Genomic DNA, 18,871 nt, shown 5'->3' on the forward strand with positions numbered 1-18,871 from the left:
CTAATTGGTTTCCTGGATCTGCTTAATTAGTGGGTACATTTCATCATCATCCTTATAGCTTTCAAAAATCTCGGATACCTTTTCGACGAAAGGGGTCTTGTCCGGCCTGATTATTTCAACGCCCGCTTTTTCAACTTCCCGAAGTGCTTCGGTCTCCGCTTCCGCCCAAAGTTTCCGTTGATATTTTATGGATTTTTCAACCGATACATTCAACCACTCCCGCTCCTGTTCAGTGAGTTTTTCCCAGGCATATGTTCCGATCAAGAGTACATCGGGTAATACGGTATGCTCGTCCAAACTATAGTATTTACATACTTCATAATGTCTTGAAAGATAAAAACTTGGAGGATTGTTTTCGGCACCGTCCACCACCCCTTGTTGCAGCGAGGTATAAAGCTCTCCCCATGAGATAGGAGTGGGAGACCCGCCCAAAGCCTTGACCATGTTTACGGCCGTGGCACTTTCCATCACCCGAATTTTTTCTCCCTCCAAATCTGAAGGCTTTAAAATAGGCTTGTTCATCGTATAAAAACTACGACTCCCAGCATCATAGTACCCCAAACCTTTTAGCCAATATTTTTCCCCATCTTTCAACAACATTTCCCCTATAGGCCCATCCAAAACATCAAACGAATGCTGTCTGTCCCTAAAAAGAAAAGGCAAACCTAACACTTTCATTTTGGGAGCAAAGTTCTCAAGCACACCTACGGATACCTTGGTCATATCCAAACTTCCTATCTGCAACAGTTCCAGGCATTCCCTTTCAGTACCCAATTGCTGACTTGGATAGATTTCTAGTTTTAGCCTACCACCTGAACGCTCTGCCAAATCCTCAGCCATGGACACCATGGCTTTGTGAACCGAATGGCTAACATCTAGACCATGACCCAAACGTAAGGTCTTTACGGCATTTTCATCGGAACAGCTAAGCACTACTAGTGCCGTGACCAATCCAAAATATATCCGATGAAACCTCATACGCCTATTTTCTAAGGGATTTTATCAGGGCCAAGGTATCCCTTACGCTTTTGCTCAAACCAACAAAATCCCTATTCTTCAAAACCTCATTACTGATTAGCTGGGAGCCCATTCCCACACAGGTCACCCCGGCATCGAACCAGCCTTTTAGGTTGGCTTCGTCCGTACTTACGCCGCCCGTGGGCATAACACTGGTCCATGGTTGTGGGCCTTTTATGGCCTTTACAAATTCAGGTCCGTATGTGGATCCTGGAAACAGTTTAATGATCTCGCACCCAAGTTCCTCGGCACGGTTGATTTCCGTCAGGGAACCACAACCCGGGGACCAAAGCACTTTTCGTCTGTTACAAACGATCGCGATATCCTCTCTAAGCGATGGGGTTACGATAAAATTGGCCCCCATCTGCATGAAAAGCGAGGCCGCCGCCGCATCCGTAATGGAGCCAACCCCCATGATCATACCGGGAAGTTCCTTTACCGCATATTTGTTAAGTTCCAGGAAAACCTCAAAGGCAAAGTCCCCTCGAGCGGTAAATTCCATCAACCTAGCACCGCCATCGTAACAGGCCTTTAGGACCTTCTTTCCCAGGTCGATATCAGGATGATAGAATAACGGAACCATACCCGTTTCCTTCATTACCCTTGCTACTTCAATTCTTGAATATTGTGCCATATGCCCTTCCTATATAAATCCTTCCAACGGTGAGGATTCCATTCTTTAAAATTTTAATTCTTAATTTTCATGATAAAGCTTTTTTTCCCTCTACAACCCGGGGAAAGGTAGACTTATCTCGCAACCCTACCCGAAGCGTCTCCGCCCATCAACTTTTCTACCTCATCTACCGTTACCAAGTTGGCATCGCCCTTAATAGTGTGTTTCAAACAGGAAGCCGCCACGGCAAAATCCAAGGCGGTCTGGTCATCGCCCTCATATTTCATCAATCCATAAATGAGTCCGCCCATAAAGGAATCGCCACCACCGACTCTATCCACGATATCCGTAATCTGATATTGTCTGGTCTCGTACATGGTTTTGCCATCCCAAAGTACACCGGCCCATGTATTGTGGGAGGCCGATATGGAACCCCTAAGGGTAGTGATTACTTTTTTTGCCTTGGGAAACTTTTCCATCATCTGTTTACAGACAGATAGAAAAGCTTCTGCCTTTACGTCCTGTCCGTGCTTATGGACATCCAGACCTTCAGGATGTATTCCAAAATGTTTTTCGGCATCTTCCTCATTGCCCAAAATGATGTCGCAATAGGAAGTCAGTTCCGTCATTATTTTTTCACGGTCGCCGCCAAATTGCCATAATTTGGCCCTATAGTTTAAATCCGTAGAAATTGTAATTCCCTTTCTGTCTGCCGCTTTTACAGCCTCTAGGCAAACATCTGCAGCACCCTGTGATATGGCGGGTGTTATCCCTGTCCAATGAAACCAGCCAGCACCGTCAAAAACGGAATCCCAGTCGATCATACCGGGTTCAATTTCTGAAATGGCGGAATGGGATCTATCGTAGATTACCTTACTACCGCGACTGACCGCTCCCGTTTCCAAAAAATAGATACCCAATCGCTCGCCCCCATAAATTATCTTGTCAGTTCCTACCCCCCGCTTTCGCATCTCCATAAGGGCACAATCCCCGATATCATTCTTGGGCAAACGTGTGACAAAATCGACAGGGACGCCATAATTGGCCAGGGAGACCGCTACGTTGGACTCGCCTCCCCCGTATACAACATCAAAACAATCCGCTTGGGAGAATCTTAAAAACCCCGGAGGCGAAAGTCGAAGCATTATTTCCCCAAAAGTGATTACTCTTTTCATTATTATATTGTTCTTTTTAAAATTTAAAATATTCCTTGGCGTTCCTGTAACAAATGTCCTGAACAATGCCACCTACCAAATCAAAATCCTGTGGAATTTCACCGTTTTTCATTTCCTCCCCGAACAAATTGCAAAGTACCCTTCTAAAATATTCATGCCTGGGATAAGAAAGAAAACTCCTAGAATCAGTTAACATTCCAATGAAACAACTAATCAATCCCATATTGGAAAGGGCGTTCAACTGTTTGGTCATACCATCCTTTTGATCCAAAAACCACCACCCCGAACCGAATTGCATTTTCCCCTTGATGCGACCATCGTTAAAATTCCCTGTCATGGTAGCAATTACCTCGTTATCTGAAGGATTTAGGTTATATAATATGGTCTTGGCAAGTACATTCCTTTCGTCTAAGGCATTCAAAAACCTGGATAGCCCTTCGGCCTGTCTATAATCCCCAATGGAATCCCAACCCGTATCGGGACCCAATAAACGTGTCATCTTTGAATTATTGTTCCTAAGGGCCCCTAAATGAAATTGCTGTACCCAATCTCTATTACTGTATTGTTCACATAAAAAGAGCAGAACCGCCGTTTGGAATTTTTCACTTTCATCAGGAGCCAAGACCTTATTTTCCTTTCTCTTTTGAAAGATATTCTCCACTTCTTGATCGGTAAAGGTCTGATAGGGAATATAGCTTAGACCGTGGTCCGAAAGGCTACAGCCGTTCTCCCCAAAATAATCCAAACGTAGGGACAGGGCATCGCAGAGCGATTTAAAGGAATCGATGGTCACTCCACTTACATCAGACAATTTTTCCAAATAGTCCAAATATTCGGGTTTCGAGATAAATAGCGCCTTATCCGGCCTAAATGCCGTACTCACCTTCACCCCAAAATCACTTTTGGCCAATTTTTTATGATGTTCCAAGCAATCCAACGGATCTTCCGTGGTACAGACCACTTCCACATTCCTATTCTTTATCAAGTTTTGGCAACTGAATTCCGGACTTTGTAATTTGTCCGTCGCCTCGTCAAAAATCCTGTCGGCAGTTTTCTCGTTCAGCAAATCGTCGATCCCAAAATACCGTTTCAGTTCCAAATGCGTCCAGTGGTACAAAGGATTTCTGAGGGTGTAGGGAACCGTTTTGGCCCATTTCCGTAACTTCTCCCGATCCGGTGCGCTTCCCGTAATATAGTTTTCATCGATACCAAAGGCCCGCATTGCCCTCCATTTGTAATGATCACCCTCAATCCAAATTTTTGTAAGGTTTTCAAAAATATGGTCCTTGGCAATTTCAGCAGGGGGAAGGTGGCAATGATAATCGATGATAGGCATCGAAGCCGCATAGCCGTGGTAAAGCTCTTCTGCAAATTGATTGTGTAACAAAAAATTATCGGTGATGAAATTTTTCACTTTAATTGGATTGTATTATTCGCACCAAGCTTTCTTTTTGGGCTAAAGTTAGTATCGATTCGTTCTTATATTTTAAAAAGACGTTAAGATACACGATCATTTTTATTCGACATAAAGGATTCAAAGCAAAATGGAACCGCATAAACATTAAATGTAAAAATTACATTTATAAGAATATGCATAGTTATGATATGTTTACTTAAAAAACAAGAACTGAAAAGTTAGTATTTATTCTAAAGCTCAAGTCACTAATTACATTTTGTATACTTTTAAGGAAACCGGGTATTACAATTTTTTGAGAAACCCTAACAATAAATGGAAAACTGAACCAAATTTAAGTATTAAACTTACGCCAACTACTAAGATTTATTTCAATAAAAAATCCCTTGTGCAAGTGCCCCAAGGGATTTTTCAATTTGGTAAATTAATAGTGCTAGGACTTCTCCCTCAACTTTTGGACCGTGGCCTTTAAAAAGGCTTCAACCCCTAACTGGGTGCCCTTTGCATATTTATCCGAGTCACATTTTACTACACCTAATGTCATTTCCTCCCTATCATCCACATCCCAAATACGTAAAACCCCAACATCGGTACCAAGCTTGTCCACATCCGCTGCCTGGGATGCATCAAACTTTTGCTTTTCCAATACATTGGTCACTTCTACCCCATCTTTAGCTATCATCTGACCAGAACCAAATTTATTAAAGCTCATATCACTTAGCCTAAAATCGGTTTCCGCTTTCACCTGAGCATAACCTGCCATGCGGTTCAAAGACCTTTCGGCTTCACTCATGGAATTTTCAAACGCTTGAATGTAAATCACTACTTTGTTAAAGATAAAATCGTTTTTTTGGCTAGCTATCTTAGATTCCACTTGAGTTTCAAAATCACTAAGTACCGTAAAGTTGTTCTTCTGCTTTCCATTGAACGATTTTTTCGCCACTATAAACTGTTGGCTGCTTGGCCGCATGACAATATCCCCGAACACATTTCCTTTCTCCGCACCCTTACCTGCCTTTAACTCCCATCTTTTATCGCGGCTCTTGTCATACGCATTGTTGGCCCAAAGTCCTTCTATAGGTACAACCTCAAAACCATTGGCATTGAGCTCGGCCTTGTACTGTTCAAAAAGTTGATCGGTAATCTCTTGTAGGGACGCTTCGTTCAACCCTTCCAAAGCAAGTGCCAAAGAGGCCGTCGCGTCTCCCTTTAAACCTCCTCGCCACATTTTACCCCCGGCCTTTTTGTCCTGCATTTCCAATGCAGTCTGGAAATTCAACTGAAAATCTGAAATGACCACTTTTTTGGGACTTTTTCTATAATTTAAATTGGCAGCCCCCAATAACTTTATTTTAAAGTCCTGAACATTTTGTGCGCAAGTAAAATGAAAATAGCCCAATACTAAAACAAGTAGCAGGTTTAATTTAATAAGCTTCATAAAGTAAAAATTATAGTTTTTGCAAAACTATGCTTCCTACATTTTTGTTTCAATAGGGCATATGCCCTATTTTAGATTACCATTGCTACATCATATAGGTTTAAATTAGCCCATTTCTTTTGGCCTTTTCTATGGCCATCACCTTTGAATTTACCTGTAATTTCTCGTAGATGTTCTCAATATGCTTGCGCACGGTAAACGGGGAAATAAAGAGTTTTTCCGCAATGGCGGTATAGGGAATTCCTGTGGACAACTGTTCCAACACCTCCACTTCGCGGTTTGAAAGTTGGACGGACTCTTCCATATGGGCCACAGTTGGGGCCAAGGGCGAACGCAGGAGGTTCAGTGCCTTTAGCGCTATGGACGGTGTCATTATGGCACCGCCGTTCAGGGTCTGTACCATGGCGTTATGCAGTTCATGGGCCCCGGTCTCCTTTAGCAGATAGCCATCTGCGCCTGCCTGTATGGCATTGAATATATTTTCGTCATCATCAAAAACCGTAAGTATGATCACTTTTAAGTCAGGGCACCTTTGCTTGACCGCCGCCGTAGCCTCTATACCATTTTTCACGGGCATCTCCAGATCCATCAGCATAAGGTCTACCTGCGGATCTTGGTTCAGCTTGTCCATGCACTGTAGCCCGTCATTTGCTGTAAAAGAGATGGTAATATCAGGAAACAACGAGAGTTTTTCCTGTAGGCTCTTAATGAGAAAATGATTGTCGTCTATGATTGCCGTACGTATGCTCATTTGCTGTGCTTTTTTTCTTCTAGTTGAAAAACGATACGGGTACCCTGGCCGGGCTGGGATTCCAAATGAAGTTCACCGCCCAATTCCTTGGCCCTCTTGCGTATGTTATATAGCCCGTTTCCCGGTTCAACCTCGTTCTCCAAGAAACCCTTTCCATCATCCGATATTTCAAAAAGAACGGCATTTTCCTCCTTCTCTATTCTTACGAGCATTGCCTGCGCCCCGGCATGCTTCAGTGCATTGTTAAGGGCCTCCTGAAGGATCCGGAAAATATTAAGGCCCTCTAACGCCGTAAACCCGAGTGTGGACGGAACCGTGGCGGCCACTTGTATGGCGATATGCCTGCCGGGATAGGCATGCTTTGCTTTTTCCACAAAATTGGCCATACGCGCCTGTAGATCTTGTATGGTAATGTCCGATTTGTTCATAGCCCAAACCGTGTCCCTTAGCTCTTGCATGGTCTCCTTGGTAAAGGTTCCCAAGTTTGCCAAACCGGTAAGGACTTTATCATTGGTTCCTTGAACATGAAATGTTAGAGTATCTATGGTCGAAATAACGAAAGATAGTTGAGCGCCTATATTATCGTGGAGGTCACGGGAAATGGACAAGCGCTGTTCCTGTAATTTGGTATGACTTTCTATCTTCTCCATGGCCAGTTTTAATTCACCGTCCCTTTTCTGTTTTTCATTGATAAAGACCTGTTGGCGGTAGAATAAAAAACCCAAAAGCCCCACGATGAGGGCCAAGCCCAACAGACCAAAGATCCACTGACTGCGCTTTTTTAAACGCAGTTCGCTCTCCGCAATTTTGGCCCGTTGCTGCAAAATCTCATTTTCCTTTTCGGCCGTTTCGTATTTTGCGGTTATCTCTTCAACATCTCTAATTTTTTGTGTATTGTAGAGGCTATCATTCAATATATTATAGGCATTTAGGTTTTCATATGCTGCTTTGTAATCACCTAAAACTTCGTAGTTCTCCATTAATTGGCGATGATTATAAGCCTGAATATCCAAAAAATTGATCTTGCGAGCCAAGGAATTGCTCTTCTCAAAGTATTCGTTCGAGGTTAAAGCTTTATTTATCTCTTTATAATATTCCCCTAAAGCTGTGTAATTTAGCATTATTGCAAATTCATCACCTACATTTTTGCGGACCTTCAGGGCTTGCATTAAATAGGATTCTGCCCGTTGGTAGTTTCTGATCTGTAATTGATTATACCCTAAAAATTCCAGTGAATAACCAATTCCAACCGAATCATTGCGCTGTATTTGAATTCGTAAGGATTTTTCAAAACGTTCATTTGCTATTTTATAATCGCCGTTATCGCTATACACGGCACCACTTTCGTTATTGATACGAGCAATCCCCTCTAAATCATTCTCTTTTTCATAGAGTTCAAGAGCCCGATCATAAAACTCCAAAGCTCTTTTGGGTTGTTCCAGTTTTCGATAGAGCCTGGCCATATCATCGTAAAGTAGACCCAACTTTTCACTGTCCTTGGTGGGTTCCAATAATTTTAGGGCCTTAAAAAAATATATGGAAACACTATCAATGAAACCCAATTTTTGGTAGGCGCCACCTATACTTCTTAAGAAATCCCCCTTATTTATGCTATCGTTTCTGCTGTTGGCCAAGGTATAACCATAACGCGCCAAGGCTAGGGTCTCCTCATATTGGGTTAGGTAAATAGTTTGAATTTCTTTTTGCAAAAGACCTATTCTTTCCACATACGATTCTTTCTCTTGTACCGATTTAATAATACTATCTGCAATGGACATTCCTTTTTGTGAAAAAACCAATGACGAGAATAAGAACAGAAAAATCACCGACAGAATTTTTCGAGACTCCAAAATATGATTTTAAAAATGATTATGGTACCAATATAGGTTAAAGCAATCTGTCACCAATAAGGCAAATTCTAAAGTTTTAACTTGATTCGGATAACCCTCTTAATTGCAGTTAAATGAAGCTTACCTAAAAAAACCGGCACCAATAGATTGGATTTCATTTTTTTCTTAAATCACCTCTAAAAAGTCCCCACTGAGCGTTGAGTAAATGGTTGGAACAGACTTCTCTCCCAAAAACTGTTGGATACAAAAAGTTCCATCTTTGTAGATAGGGTCGTTTCCATTTTTAATCCTCCTTACATCCCAAGCTCAGTAAAGCATTAGGGTTTCCGTTTATTTCGTTTATTTTGAGGTAGTCGAAAACTTAGGAACAGGCATCTCGCCCAGAAACTTTTGGGCACAAAAAAACCTTGCCATTTTCGACAAGGTTTTTCTCTTTTTTGCTCCTCCTCTTGGGCTCGAACCAAGGACCCTCTGATTAACAGTCAGCAAGAATTAGCTTTCATATAGTTTCATGTATTTTCTTATTAATTGATTTTAAGCATATTATAAATTTTTATTTTGTATCTATTTTCATATAATGTACTTTTAAAAAGCAAAATGTTGTACCTATGTTGTACCCGATCTAAACAAAGGCCATGATTAACGTCAAAACAATTCTACGAAAAAAGAAGCTTTCAAATGGTAAATATCCCATCTGTTTGAGAGTAACCAAGGACAGAAAATCAAAATATTTCAAGACCTTATTTGATGCTACCGAAGCGGAGTGGGATAGCAATGCCGGAAAATTTAATAAGCGTAACGAAAATTTCATACAAAACAACAGGCTGTTGCATAAATTCCAAGACCGGGCATTGAAGGTTGTAGGAGAATTGCAAATTGAGAAAGAAGATTTCGGTTTGGAAGAATTTGAAAAAAGATATCGCATTGAAACCAATCCAATAAAAACAAATGTCTTCGCTTTTTGGGAAGAAATAATTTGTGAAATGATAGAAGCCGGAAGAACGGGAAATGCAAGAGCAAATAGAGACACATACAACTCCCTAAAAATGTTCAACCGTTCAACCAACCTGACCTTTAAACAAATAACTCCTACATATTTGAATAAGTACGAAGTCTTTCTCAGGTCTAGAGGCGGGACCGATGGCGGTATTGGTGTTCGAATGAGGGCTATTAGGGCTTTATACAACTTTGGCATTAGCCGAAATATTGTAAAATCCGATTTCTATCCTTTCAAAGCATACAAGCTTTCTAGGTTAAAAGGAAAAGGAGCCAAAAGGGCTTTAAACTTTGATGAGGTACAGCGCATCGTGAAAATGGATATTTCAAATTATCCTACATTAAGAAATACCCGTAACTATTTTGTTTTTAGTTTCTATACACGTGGTATGAACTTTACTGACATGATGAAATTGGAATGGAATGACATCAAAGGGGACAGGATTTTTTACACACGTTCCAAAACCAAGGGCAATTTCATTTTAAAAGTGCTTCCTCCGGTACAAGAAATACTAAACTATTATAAAGAAAACTCAATAGGCACAAAATATGTCTTCCCATTGCTACTGAATGAGAATATGACCCCCATCCAAATAGAAAACAGGAAATCAAAAACCCTGAAGAAATTCAATAAGGATTTAAAGGAAATCGCCCGACTCTGTAAAATCGATAAAAATATAAGTAGTTATGTAGCCAGGCACAGTTTCGCAAACTGCTTAAAACAAAAAGGGGTTGCTACGGATGTCATAAGCGAGTCCATGGGACATCAAAATTTGGCAATAACCCAAGCATATTTAAAAGAATTGGATAGTTCTGTTTTGGATGAGGCTAGCGAATTGCTACTGGTATAAATTGTTTTTGCTTAAAGACCTACCTTAAACAAATCGAGATAATCCTTAAAAATACAGAGCCTGTACCTCATTAACCCAGTAATTTCATATAGTACTTCTAGTTCTCCAATGGATTTTATAAGCTGGTAGGCAGATATAATGGATTTTTCGTCTACAGAAATCAATTCTCAATTGATTAAAGCTAAGTTCTTATTAACATATTGTAGAGGACCTGTTTGTACTCGAACCATGAGGTGTTCGAGGTTCGGGCGATGGCGGCAAATATTGCCATACGCGCTCGGTGAAATGTTTTATCTTTTCGAGCACCAGAAACTAGTTCAGGTAGTTCTGCAGGTATTTGGTCGCCACCCCGTTGAACCCTTAGATGAACTTCCTAAGCCTTTATTTCAGTGCATTGACGTTCTGTACATGTTTGAAAATAGCAGACTGAAAGACGACCTTGTTCGGGCGAGGGTCGTCCGATAGGTCAGACTTGGATTTTGGGGGTTTTCCAACTACCACTAGGATTGCGCAAAAACAGAACAGATTTACCTAACCTTTATTTCCTTACTGACCAATTATTTTAGAACTTCACTTTTTGAATTTAGCAGCAAGATTCTAAATGCCATGACATCAACTGAAGCCAAACTAAAGGAACGCGTAAAAGAGCTCACCTGTCTCTACGAGGTCACCTCGATTATCGTCAATTCTGACTACGACGAGCTTGAAAGCTCGTTGGAGGCCATATTATACTGTATCAAACGTGGTTGGCAGTTTGATGATGACGCGGAAGCTTACTTGTATACAAGCGGCTATAAAGTACAGACTGAGTATTATGATTTGGACAGGGTCACCCTGACTTCCGATATCAAGATTTTCAACAAAGTCGATGGCCAAATTACTGTGGGCTATCCTTCAAATAAATATAAGAAGGATGATTTTCTGGGTGAAGAACAAACGCTACTCGACAATATCAGCTTAGCCATTGGAAATCTTTTGGAGCGCAAACAGATTAGGGATAGCGAGGCGGCTACCCGCCGACAGATGGAACGTGCGGACCGTTTACATATCTTGGGGGAAATCACCGCTGGAATTGCCCATGAACTCAATACACCATTGGCAAATATTCTAGGCTTTGCAGAACTATTGAAGGAAAAGGTCAGGAACGAGGAAAACGTGCGTGACCTGCAAAAAATCATGGACAATGCCATCTTCAGTCGTGAAATTGTCAAAAAACTCATGTTCTTCGCTTGTGAAATGCCCCAAGAGATGGGGGTTGTAGAATTGATTCCAACTGTCGAGAACGTGCTGAAACTACTCAAACCACAGCTCAGGGCAAAAAACATCAAGCTTGAAAAGTCCTTCACCGATGAAAGCCTCAAACTAAGGGCCGATACCGTGCAGTTGACCCAAGTACTGTTCAACCTGATCATGAACGCTGCTTATTACTCTCCCCAAGAGGGGAGCATCCGTATCGAAATTGCCGAAAAAGGAAAGAACATCAGGGTACGGATAGCCGATCAGGGAAAGGGCATCGACCCCGAAATTGCCGAAAAGGTCTTTCAACCCTTTTTTACGACCAAACCGACAGGCGATGGTTCCGGATTGGGCCTCAGCGTGGTCCACGGAATCATCAGCAGCCATAGAGGCACGATCTCCCATGCGCCAAATACCCCAAAAGGAACCGTTTTTACCATCGATTTTCCTAAATTGTGACCATGGCACTGCGTAAGGAGAACATCTTGATCGTCGATGACGACATCGACATCCTCGAACTGTTGCAACGGCACCTTCGTTCGATGGATTACCATACCTACAAGGCCGTATCGGTCAAGGAGGCGCTCTTTATCCTTAAGGATACCTTTATCGACCTGTTGATTACGGACATACAGATGCCAGAGGTCGACGGGCTCCAATTGCTAAAGTTTACCAACGAGCACTATCCTGAGATGCCCAAACTCGTGGTAACGGGTTATCCCTCCGTTGACGGTGCATTGGAGACGTTCAAGTCGGGTGCCATCGATTACCTGACCAAACCCTTTACCAAGGCAGAATTGGCGCAAGCCGTCGAAAAGGCATTCATACACGGCCAAAAAAGAAAACCGAACAAAACTGTCGAAACCAAACCCACCACCACCAACTATGGGGAAATGGTCGGGGCATCCGAAGGGTTTCAGAAGGTCACCAACATCATCGACAGGGTCAAGGATAATAAAGCTACGGTACTCATCAAAGGGGAAAGCGGTACGGGAAAGGAACTTGTGGCACGGGCCATCCACTATTCGGGAAAGTTCTCGCGAGCACCGTTCATTGCCGTCAACTGCGGGGCCATACCCGAAAACCTACAAGAGGCCGAACTTTTCGGTTACACCAAAGGTGCCTTTACCGGGGCCAATGAAAACCGCAACGGGTTCTTCCAGGCCGCACAGGGCGGCACGCTCTTCTTCGATGAGATTGGAACGGCTTCCTTGGCCGTGCAGACCAAATTGCTGCGTGCCCTTCAGGAAAAAGAGATTACCAAGGTGGGTTCGCAAAAAGGTGAAAGAGTGGATATCCGCATCATCGCCGCCACGAACGCCGATCTAAAGGAGGACATCAAGGGCAAAAATTTTCGGGAGGACCTGTACTACCGTCTAACAGTGGTCGAGATCGAAGTGCCCCCACTTCGTGAGCGCAAAACGGACATTCCCCTCTTGGTTGAAAAGTTCCTCAGAAAATATGGCGTAGAATACAAGGATAGGCTGTTGCGGATGTCACCCGGGGCATTGGAAGTGCTGCAACGCTACCACTGGCCGGGCAACATCAGGGAACTGGAGAACATAGTCCAGCGAGCCGTCATCATGTCAGATGGCCTCATCGATGTCAATGACCTTCCCGATTTCCTCAAATATCAGATCGAGTTCCCCGAAAAGGACTTTGTTCCGCTCAGGGAGATGGAAAAGGAATACGTCAAACGTGTTTTGCTGCATACCCAGGGCAACAAGACCAAGGCCGCCGAAATCCTCCAGATAGACCGAAAGACCCTACGCGACAAGCTCGACTGAAACCGGTCGGTTTCTCCCTATCTGGGGTGTTTTTCCCCAGTATTTAAAATTGTTTCATTAAAACTTTAATAAATAATCATTTGAAAATCAGATGATTATATTTTTTAGCACACTTTGGCATTTAGTGGGCATGCCTTTTGCCCTTTATGGCATGAATAAAAAATACAACATGATAATGTTCATCCCATCACTAATCCATACCAAAAAGATATCCCATAATGCAGGGGCAAAAAACTTGGACAGGAGCAAAAAATGGGACTGTTCAAAAAAAGAGGAGCCATGAAGTACGGTAACCTGATATTCGGCAAGGACAATTTTGTAATGGTCAAATACTATCTAGAGACCAACGAGACCATTGAGGACTACACACACCAGGACACACTGAAGGCTTTGAAGAAGAACATGCTCAGGTGCCAATTGGTTGAAACGGACGAGATTCCGCCCGACGTAGTACAAATCTACTCTACCGTCACTGTACGGTCCAAATCTGGCTGGGAGGAAACCTTTGACCTGGTCCCACCTTATGAACAGAACATCAAAAATGACAAGATTTCGGTCATCAGCTCCTTGGGTGCCAAGATCGTTGGGCTTTCGGCAGGCGACACCTTGCAATATGGCCTTCCGGGGAATATAGTCAGACTGAGGATTGAAAAAGTGGCCCAGAGTAAAAAACGCGTAAAACTGAACACACCCAAAGAGACCTTTGAAAAGATATTATCGAATCGAAAAAAGAATTTATTAACCCTAAATACATAGTTATGATCAAATATGCAATTGCCCTTTTGTTCTCTGTTAGCGTACTGAACGCACAGAGCAGTGTTGACCGAATGACCACGGAGGTCAAGGTCGGAGATGTCTTCGAGATCGGAAAGCCCGAATCGAACAAGTACAAGCACATCGATTTTCCCAGGGCGAACTTCATCATCAAACGTGGAGGTATCGCCAACTACAAGCGTGTAGAGGGGGAAGAAGTGGTGGTCACTTCCGTAAGGGAGAAGAAGGACGGAACCACACAGATCAAGATCAAGCGCAACGATGGCGGCCGCTTCTTTGGAAGCCACACCGTGGTCGCGGCGGACTTCCACGATGCAATGGCATCTGGGGAACTGCAGGCTAAATAACAGTTTGATTGGTTGGTTAATGTAATCCGCCCGGAATCCGAAAGAATCATTTTTCATAATGTTGGAGACCGGGTGGATATACTATCCAAGCCAGGGTTCGAACAGTTAAGGATTTTAAAAGAACGGAAACTGCCCTGTCACAAAAATCGCAGGGTGAAGAATAAAGATCTCCATAGGGATAAAGTATAAAAATCAAAATAACAAATCTCGATCATCGAGTAAAACTGGAAACCATGTTCACTAGACTCACAACATCGCAACGCATACAGATCGGTTTGATTTTGGCCATGGCTTTTCTATTGGTCCTTGGATCCAATAGACTGGACCAAAGACACTTTTCAACGATACAGACCACAGTGAATTCCGTCTATAAAGACCGGGTCCTCGTACAGGATTTTATTTACCAACTCAATAACATCTTCCACCGAAAGGAACTGCAGTTGGTACAGCAAAAAGAACTTATGGGCAATTCCTCGATAAACAAAAGGGTCGATGGGCTCTTGGTCGACTTTGGTGCGACCGAGCTCACCACCAAGGAATCCCAGCTACTGGACGAACTGAACCGACAGTTCGAAAGCCTCAAGGGACTTGAAAACCGGTTACGGGATGCCCCAGAGGTGTCAGTGGCCGATTACAGGCTCCAATTGGCAAACCGACTCAATGCTATGGGTTCCACCTTGGACGGCCTTGCCCAGATCCAACTTAACGAAAGTGGACATTTAACAAGCGTATCCAATAAATCCTTGGGTATGAACATCCTTTTATCCAAGCTTGAAGTGGCCTTTTTGATAGTAATCGGTCTCGCAATGTTGGCACTCATTTTTTATCCAGCTTCCAAAGTTCAAACCGTTACGGAGAACAGTTAACCAATTTGGAAATAAATAAGGACAGTGATGAAGAATTATAAAAGAAGTATCTGCTCTACCTGTAAGCACGCACCCTATTGTTCTCTTACAACCGACATGGGCAATATCAGTTCGTGCAGCGAGTATAGGCACTATTTGGACGACAATACGCAACCAGAGTACATGGTATCCGAAGAAATGATGGGTGAAACGGTGCCCAGGATACCCAATAAAGAACCGATTTTAAGCTAAAACATAATGACAACATTGACTAAAACACAAAGAACACCTCGTAAGCAGGGCATGCTGGACAATGTCATGCGCCAGTTCGACCATGCAGCGGATATCATCCAATTGAATGGGAACATCAGAAAAATATTGGAGGTCACCAACAATGAGTTTGTGGTGCACTTTCCCGTGCGTATGGACAATGGCGAGGTAGAGATTTTCACGGGCTACAGGGTACAGCACAACAATGCCCTAGGACCCTACAAGGGCGGACTTCGCTATCATCCCACGGTAGATATCGATGCGGCCAGGGCACTGGCCATGTGGATGACCTGGAAGACCTCTCTGGCCGGACTGCCCTATGGCGGTGCCAAGGGGGGCATTCAACTGGACCCCACCAAGTATTCCCAAGAGGAACTGCAGCGCATCACAAGAAGGTTCACCTATGCCCTTGGGGACAATATCGGCCCGGAGCTGGACATTCCCGCCCCGGATGTGAACACCAACCCACAGACCATGGCGTGGATATTGGACACCTATATGAGTACCAAGCCCCCTGCGGAAAGATCCACCAACATGCACGTCGTGACCGGTAAGCCCATCGGTGCCGGAGGTTCGGAAGGCAGGGACAGGGCCACGGGATACGGTGTGTTCCTTACCATAAAGTTCTGGGCGGAACAGAAGAAGATCGACCTAAGGGATAAGAAGTTTATCGTACAGGGTTTTGGCAACGTAGGGTATTGGGCCGCCCACTTTCTGGAAAAAGAGGGTGCCACTATGACCGCAGTACAAGATGCCTATGGTAGTATTGCCAATGACGAGGGCATTTCCGTTGAAAAGCTTTTGGAGTATACCAAGGCGAATAAAGGTAGTATTCAGGGTTATGCAAGTGCATATTCCGTAGAGAATTCCGAATTCTTTGGTCTTGATTGTGATATCTGTGTGCCAGCTGCCCTGGGGAACCAAATCACTGGAAAGAACGCCAAAAAGATAAAGGCATATCTAATTGCAGAAGGAGCCAATGGTCCGACGGATGTTGGGGCCGAGACCATCCTTTTAAAAAAGGGCATTGAAATCATTCCCGATATTCTATGCAATTCGGGTGGGGTCATAGGTAGTTACTTCGAATGGTTGCAGAATAAGAATGGTGAGATTTGGCAGTTGGACGAGGTCATGGCCAAACTGGAGAAAAAAATGCGTGAATCATTCACCAGAGTGTTCGAAACCTCCAAAGAAAGAAATATTGACATGCGCACAGCCGCATTTATCATCGCTATCGAACGCCTGGAAGAAGCCTATGTGCAACGGGGAATTTTTCCCTGAAACAAGGGCTGCATATTTGATGGCTCCCGCCAGTTTGGCGGGAGCTTTAAACCACTAAAGAACAGAAAACATGAAATATGGAAGTTTGGTCATTGAAAAAAAGGAATATGTGCTTTTAAAGCGATTGATGAACCTTTCTGGTTTTTACAAGGACGACACCCTGCGAAAGTCCGTCATAAAACTTTACGGGGAACTGGAGACGGCACACGTCCAGGATGAATCGGAAATGCCAAGTGACGTGGTACGGCTCAACTCAGAGGTGACGGTACGGTCCAAGGCGGGCTGGTTCAAGACCTTTCAATTGGTCATGCCCAAGGAGAGCGATTTAAAAGATGACAGGATATCCATCACCACTCCAATGGGTTCCGCTGTGATCGGTTATGCCGAAGGCGACTCCCTGTTATGGGATTTTCCTTCAGGTGAGCAACAACTGACTATTGAGAAAGTGGTACAAAAGAACGAATTCATTAATACAAACATGATACTATGAATACTGTAAAACCATTTTATACACATGAATCCGACAGTAACATCATGATAAAAAAAGACAGGCAAGAAGTTACCGACTGGACTGACGACCTGGAATATATCAACGAGGAACTCGAATACCTTCTGGATATCGAAGACCGGATGCTGAACAATGCACAACTTTATAAGCAATTACATGATATAAGACGTGAAAATCAATTAAGATTAGGCATACTTTACAGATATGAAGGTACAATGCGAAATGCCGATGAGTGCGATACTTTGGCGTGTGATGCTTTTTATCTCCACAAACACGAAAAAAACCGCAACGACTATTTGGCCCTTGTGAAGAAATATAGAAAAATAAAATTGAATGTCCTATCAAAAATTCTGTCGAACTCAAGGCGATAAGCTGCTTAAAATCAATTTCATATTGAGGATAACCTTCGTGCCAGCAGACCAATTTAAAGGAATTTATGGACACCATTCCATGTATGGAGAGGCTTAATTTCAAATATATCAAAGCAGTACGTAGGGGACCGGAAAGTTTCGAAAAAGCCTGTTTCTCGGTATGAAACTAGGTAGAGGAGAAACTTGAGGAATAGTAGAACTTAGTAATTCGGTCAAGATGATGAGGAAAAAGAAATTGAACAGAATGTCCATGCTGCTGAGACGTCAAAAACAGAATTCCCAAACGAGACCGAATTACAATAGAATATATGATTTCTCAGATGTAATGGTCTATAGTGCGAACAGAGCATTCGAAAGGGTCAAAAAATGGATAATTCAATATGCCGTGTAAATCTTAGGGGCATTGATTGCCCTAACGGTATTTGCCCTGATAATGATGTTTTGGTGGATGGTTTGAATATTGAACTCTTCTCGAGTTCATTTAAAGGTTTCTTCACCTATTTTCCATAGACCATATCACATACTGCAAATAAATCACAGGAAGTTTCTGTACTTACGACCAGAATCCTTCATGCCTTTGTGTAAATAAGTTTTTGGACAAAAAATCAGGTTCCCATTCTTTGAGCAACGACCTGTAAAACTGTTTTATATAAATGGGTTCTACCCTTATTTTAATGGAAACATTTTACGTTTGGTGCAGGATATAAAGATGTAGGACATAAGACCAATGAACATTTGAGACCCTACGGAACCGAGTAAATCGGCTTTAAAATTGTCTTATGTCCTACCTCCTATCGTCATATATTTTTTCCTCTAGGAGTTGAAGATGGGTTCTACCATTAAATTCGTGGTAGAGCCTATAAATGAGAAGTATTAAAAGTTAAAAAGATATTTTTATCCTTTAATACTGATATTTATCATGTTTTTGGACATGGGTGGCTTATAAATTTGTTCCCATGAAAAAAGTGGTAATTCTTTTCGTCGCGATGACCATGTTGGTCAAGCCTCTATGGCCAGTGGCGGAATACATCATGAATTATAACTACATAGTGAACGTACTCTGTGAGAATAAAGAAAGGCCGGAACTGAAATGTGATGGCAAATGTTATTTGGCAAAACAGTTCGCCAAAGAGTCCAAAGAGAACGAAAAGAATCCATTTGGGGAAAAGAGTCCAACATTAGATATACTGCATGCGGTTTTCTTTAAGAAAATCTCCAACATTTTTTTGGAATTGGAAAGCCTTCAAAATACTCAGCACAATTTCTCCAACGCACTAATATTTATTTCTTCACTTCATGTTCCTGACATTTCGGAACCGCCTGAATTGGTTTGACGCTTGTAATCAT

At 42.7% G+C, this 18,871-nt stretch carries 19 protein-coding genes; 12 read left to right on the forward strand and 7 right to left on the reverse strand.

All coding sequences use genetic code 11. The annotated features are described in order from the left end of the window. From FEK29_RS00140 to FEK29_RS00170, 7 genes are all read right to left on the reverse strand, one after another. Positions 1-978 carry a TRAP transporter substrate-binding protein gene (locus FEK29_RS00140; protein WP_138256378.1) on the reverse strand — a complete coding sequence of 326 codons (978 nt, stop codon included), beginning with the start codon at positions 976-978 and terminating at the stop codon, positions 1-3. A 4-nt stretch (positions 979-982) separates the two neighbouring features. Then, positions 983-1,651, reverse strand: a complete 669-nt coding sequence (locus tag FEK29_RS00145; protein ID WP_138256379.1) for a bifunctional 4-hydroxy-2-oxoglutarate aldolase/2-dehydro-3-deoxy-phosphogluconate aldolase — start codon at positions 1,649-1,651, stop codon at positions 983-985. Positions 1,652-1,764: 113 nt separating this feature from the next. Continuing rightward, entirely contained in the window at positions 1,765-2,805 is a 1,041-nt protein-coding gene (locus FEK29_RS00150) for a sugar kinase (RefSeq protein WP_138256380.1), read from the reverse strand. 16 nt (positions 2,806-2,821) lie between these two features. Then, complete coding sequence (gene uxaC / locus FEK29_RS00155; protein WP_138256381.1) at positions 2,822-4,225, reverse strand: glucuronate isomerase; 1,404 nt, start codon at positions 4,223-4,225, stop codon at positions 2,822-2,824. A gap of 427 nt (positions 4,226-4,652) precedes the next feature. Next, positions 4,653-5,657: a hypothetical protein gene (locus tag FEK29_RS00160; RefSeq protein WP_138256382.1), complete on the reverse strand. Its 1,005-nt coding sequence runs from the start codon at positions 5,655-5,657 to the stop codon at positions 4,653-4,655. 100 nt (positions 5,658-5,757) lie between these two features. Then, positions 5,758-6,408: a response regulator transcription factor gene (locus FEK29_RS00165; RefSeq protein ID WP_138256383.1), complete on the reverse strand. Its 651-nt coding sequence runs from the start codon at positions 6,406-6,408 to the stop codon at positions 5,758-5,760. Beyond that, positions 6,405-8,186, reverse strand: coding sequence for a sensor histidine kinase (locus FEK29_RS00170; RefSeq protein WP_138256384.1), 1,782 nt, complete (start codon positions 8,184-8,186; stop codon positions 6,405-6,407). The genes FEK29_RS00165 and FEK29_RS00170 overlap by 4 nt, the downstream gene beginning before the upstream one ends. A gap of 707 nt (positions 8,187-8,893) precedes the next feature. On the opposite strand from FEK29_RS00170, the gene FEK29_RS00175 reads away from it, so the two are divergent. The 12 genes from FEK29_RS00175 to FEK29_RS00225 all read left to right on the forward strand — a co-directional run bounded on the left by FEK29_RS00175 (position 8,894) and on the right by FEK29_RS00225 (position 18,858). Continuing rightward, on the forward strand, positions 8,894-10,105 hold the full coding sequence (locus FEK29_RS00175) for a site-specific integrase (protein WP_138256385.1): 1,212 nt from the start codon (positions 8,894-8,896) through the stop codon (positions 10,103-10,105). Positions 10,106-10,711: 606 nt separating this feature from the next. Continuing rightward, positions 10,712-11,800: a sensor histidine kinase gene (locus FEK29_RS00180; protein WP_138256386.1), complete on the forward strand. Its 1,089-nt coding sequence runs from the start codon at positions 10,712-10,714 to the stop codon at positions 11,798-11,800. A gap of 2 nt (positions 11,801-11,802) precedes the next feature. Next, positions 11,803-13,128: a sigma-54-dependent transcriptional regulator gene (locus FEK29_RS00185; RefSeq protein WP_138256387.1), complete on the forward strand. Its 1,326-nt coding sequence runs from the start codon at positions 11,803-11,805 to the stop codon at positions 13,126-13,128. 279 nt (positions 13,129-13,407) lie between these two features. Further along, positions 13,408-13,884: a GreA/GreB family elongation factor gene (locus tag FEK29_RS00190; RefSeq protein WP_161595290.1), complete on the forward strand. Its 477-nt coding sequence runs from the start codon at positions 13,408-13,410 to the stop codon at positions 13,882-13,884. A 2-nt stretch (positions 13,885-13,886) separates the two neighbouring features. Next, positions 13,887-14,249: a hypothetical protein gene (locus tag FEK29_RS00195; protein WP_138256389.1), complete on the forward strand. Its 363-nt coding sequence runs from the start codon at positions 13,887-13,889 to the stop codon at positions 14,247-14,249. Between the two features lie 233 nt (positions 14,250-14,482). After that, positions 14,483-15,115 carry a hypothetical protein gene (locus FEK29_RS00200; protein ID WP_138256390.1) on the forward strand — a complete coding sequence of 211 codons (633 nt, stop codon included), beginning with the start codon at positions 14,483-14,485 and terminating at the stop codon, positions 15,113-15,115. A 27-nt stretch (positions 15,116-15,142) separates the two neighbouring features. Next, positions 15,143-15,346, forward strand: coding sequence for a hypothetical protein (locus FEK29_RS00205; RefSeq protein WP_138256391.1), 204 nt, complete (start codon positions 15,143-15,145; stop codon positions 15,344-15,346). A 6-nt stretch (positions 15,347-15,352) separates the two neighbouring features. Then, complete coding sequence (locus FEK29_RS00210) at positions 15,353-16,645, forward strand: Glu/Leu/Phe/Val family dehydrogenase (protein WP_138256392.1); 1,293 nt, start codon at positions 15,353-15,355, stop codon at positions 16,643-16,645. A gap of 70 nt (positions 16,646-16,715) precedes the next feature. Beyond that, positions 16,716-17,135 (forward strand): GreA/GreB family elongation factor, encoded by a 420-nt coding sequence (locus FEK29_RS00215; RefSeq protein ID WP_138256393.1) that lies wholly within the window; start codon positions 16,716-16,718, stop codon positions 17,133-17,135. Continuing rightward, positions 17,132-17,524: a hypothetical protein gene (locus FEK29_RS00220; RefSeq protein ID WP_138256394.1), complete on the forward strand. Its 393-nt coding sequence runs from the start codon at positions 17,132-17,134 to the stop codon at positions 17,522-17,524. The genes FEK29_RS00215 and FEK29_RS00220 overlap by 4 nt, the downstream gene beginning before the upstream one ends. Before the next feature lie 217 nt (positions 17,525-17,741). Beyond that, complete coding sequence (locus FEK29_RS17845) at positions 17,742-17,915, forward strand: hypothetical protein (RefSeq protein WP_161595291.1); 174 nt, start codon at positions 17,742-17,744, stop codon at positions 17,913-17,915. A gap of 565 nt (positions 17,916-18,480) precedes the next feature. Next, positions 18,481-18,858 carry a hypothetical protein gene (locus tag FEK29_RS00225; RefSeq protein WP_138256395.1) on the forward strand — a complete coding sequence of 126 codons (378 nt, stop codon included), beginning with the start codon at positions 18,481-18,483 and terminating at the stop codon, positions 18,856-18,858. The last annotated feature ends 13 nt before the right edge of the window (positions 18,859-18,871 follow it).

Source organism: Maribacter aurantiacus (genome assembly GCF_005780245.1).
GTDB lineage: Bacteria > Bacteroidota > Bacteroidia > Flavobacteriales > Flavobacteriaceae > Maribacter > Maribacter flavus.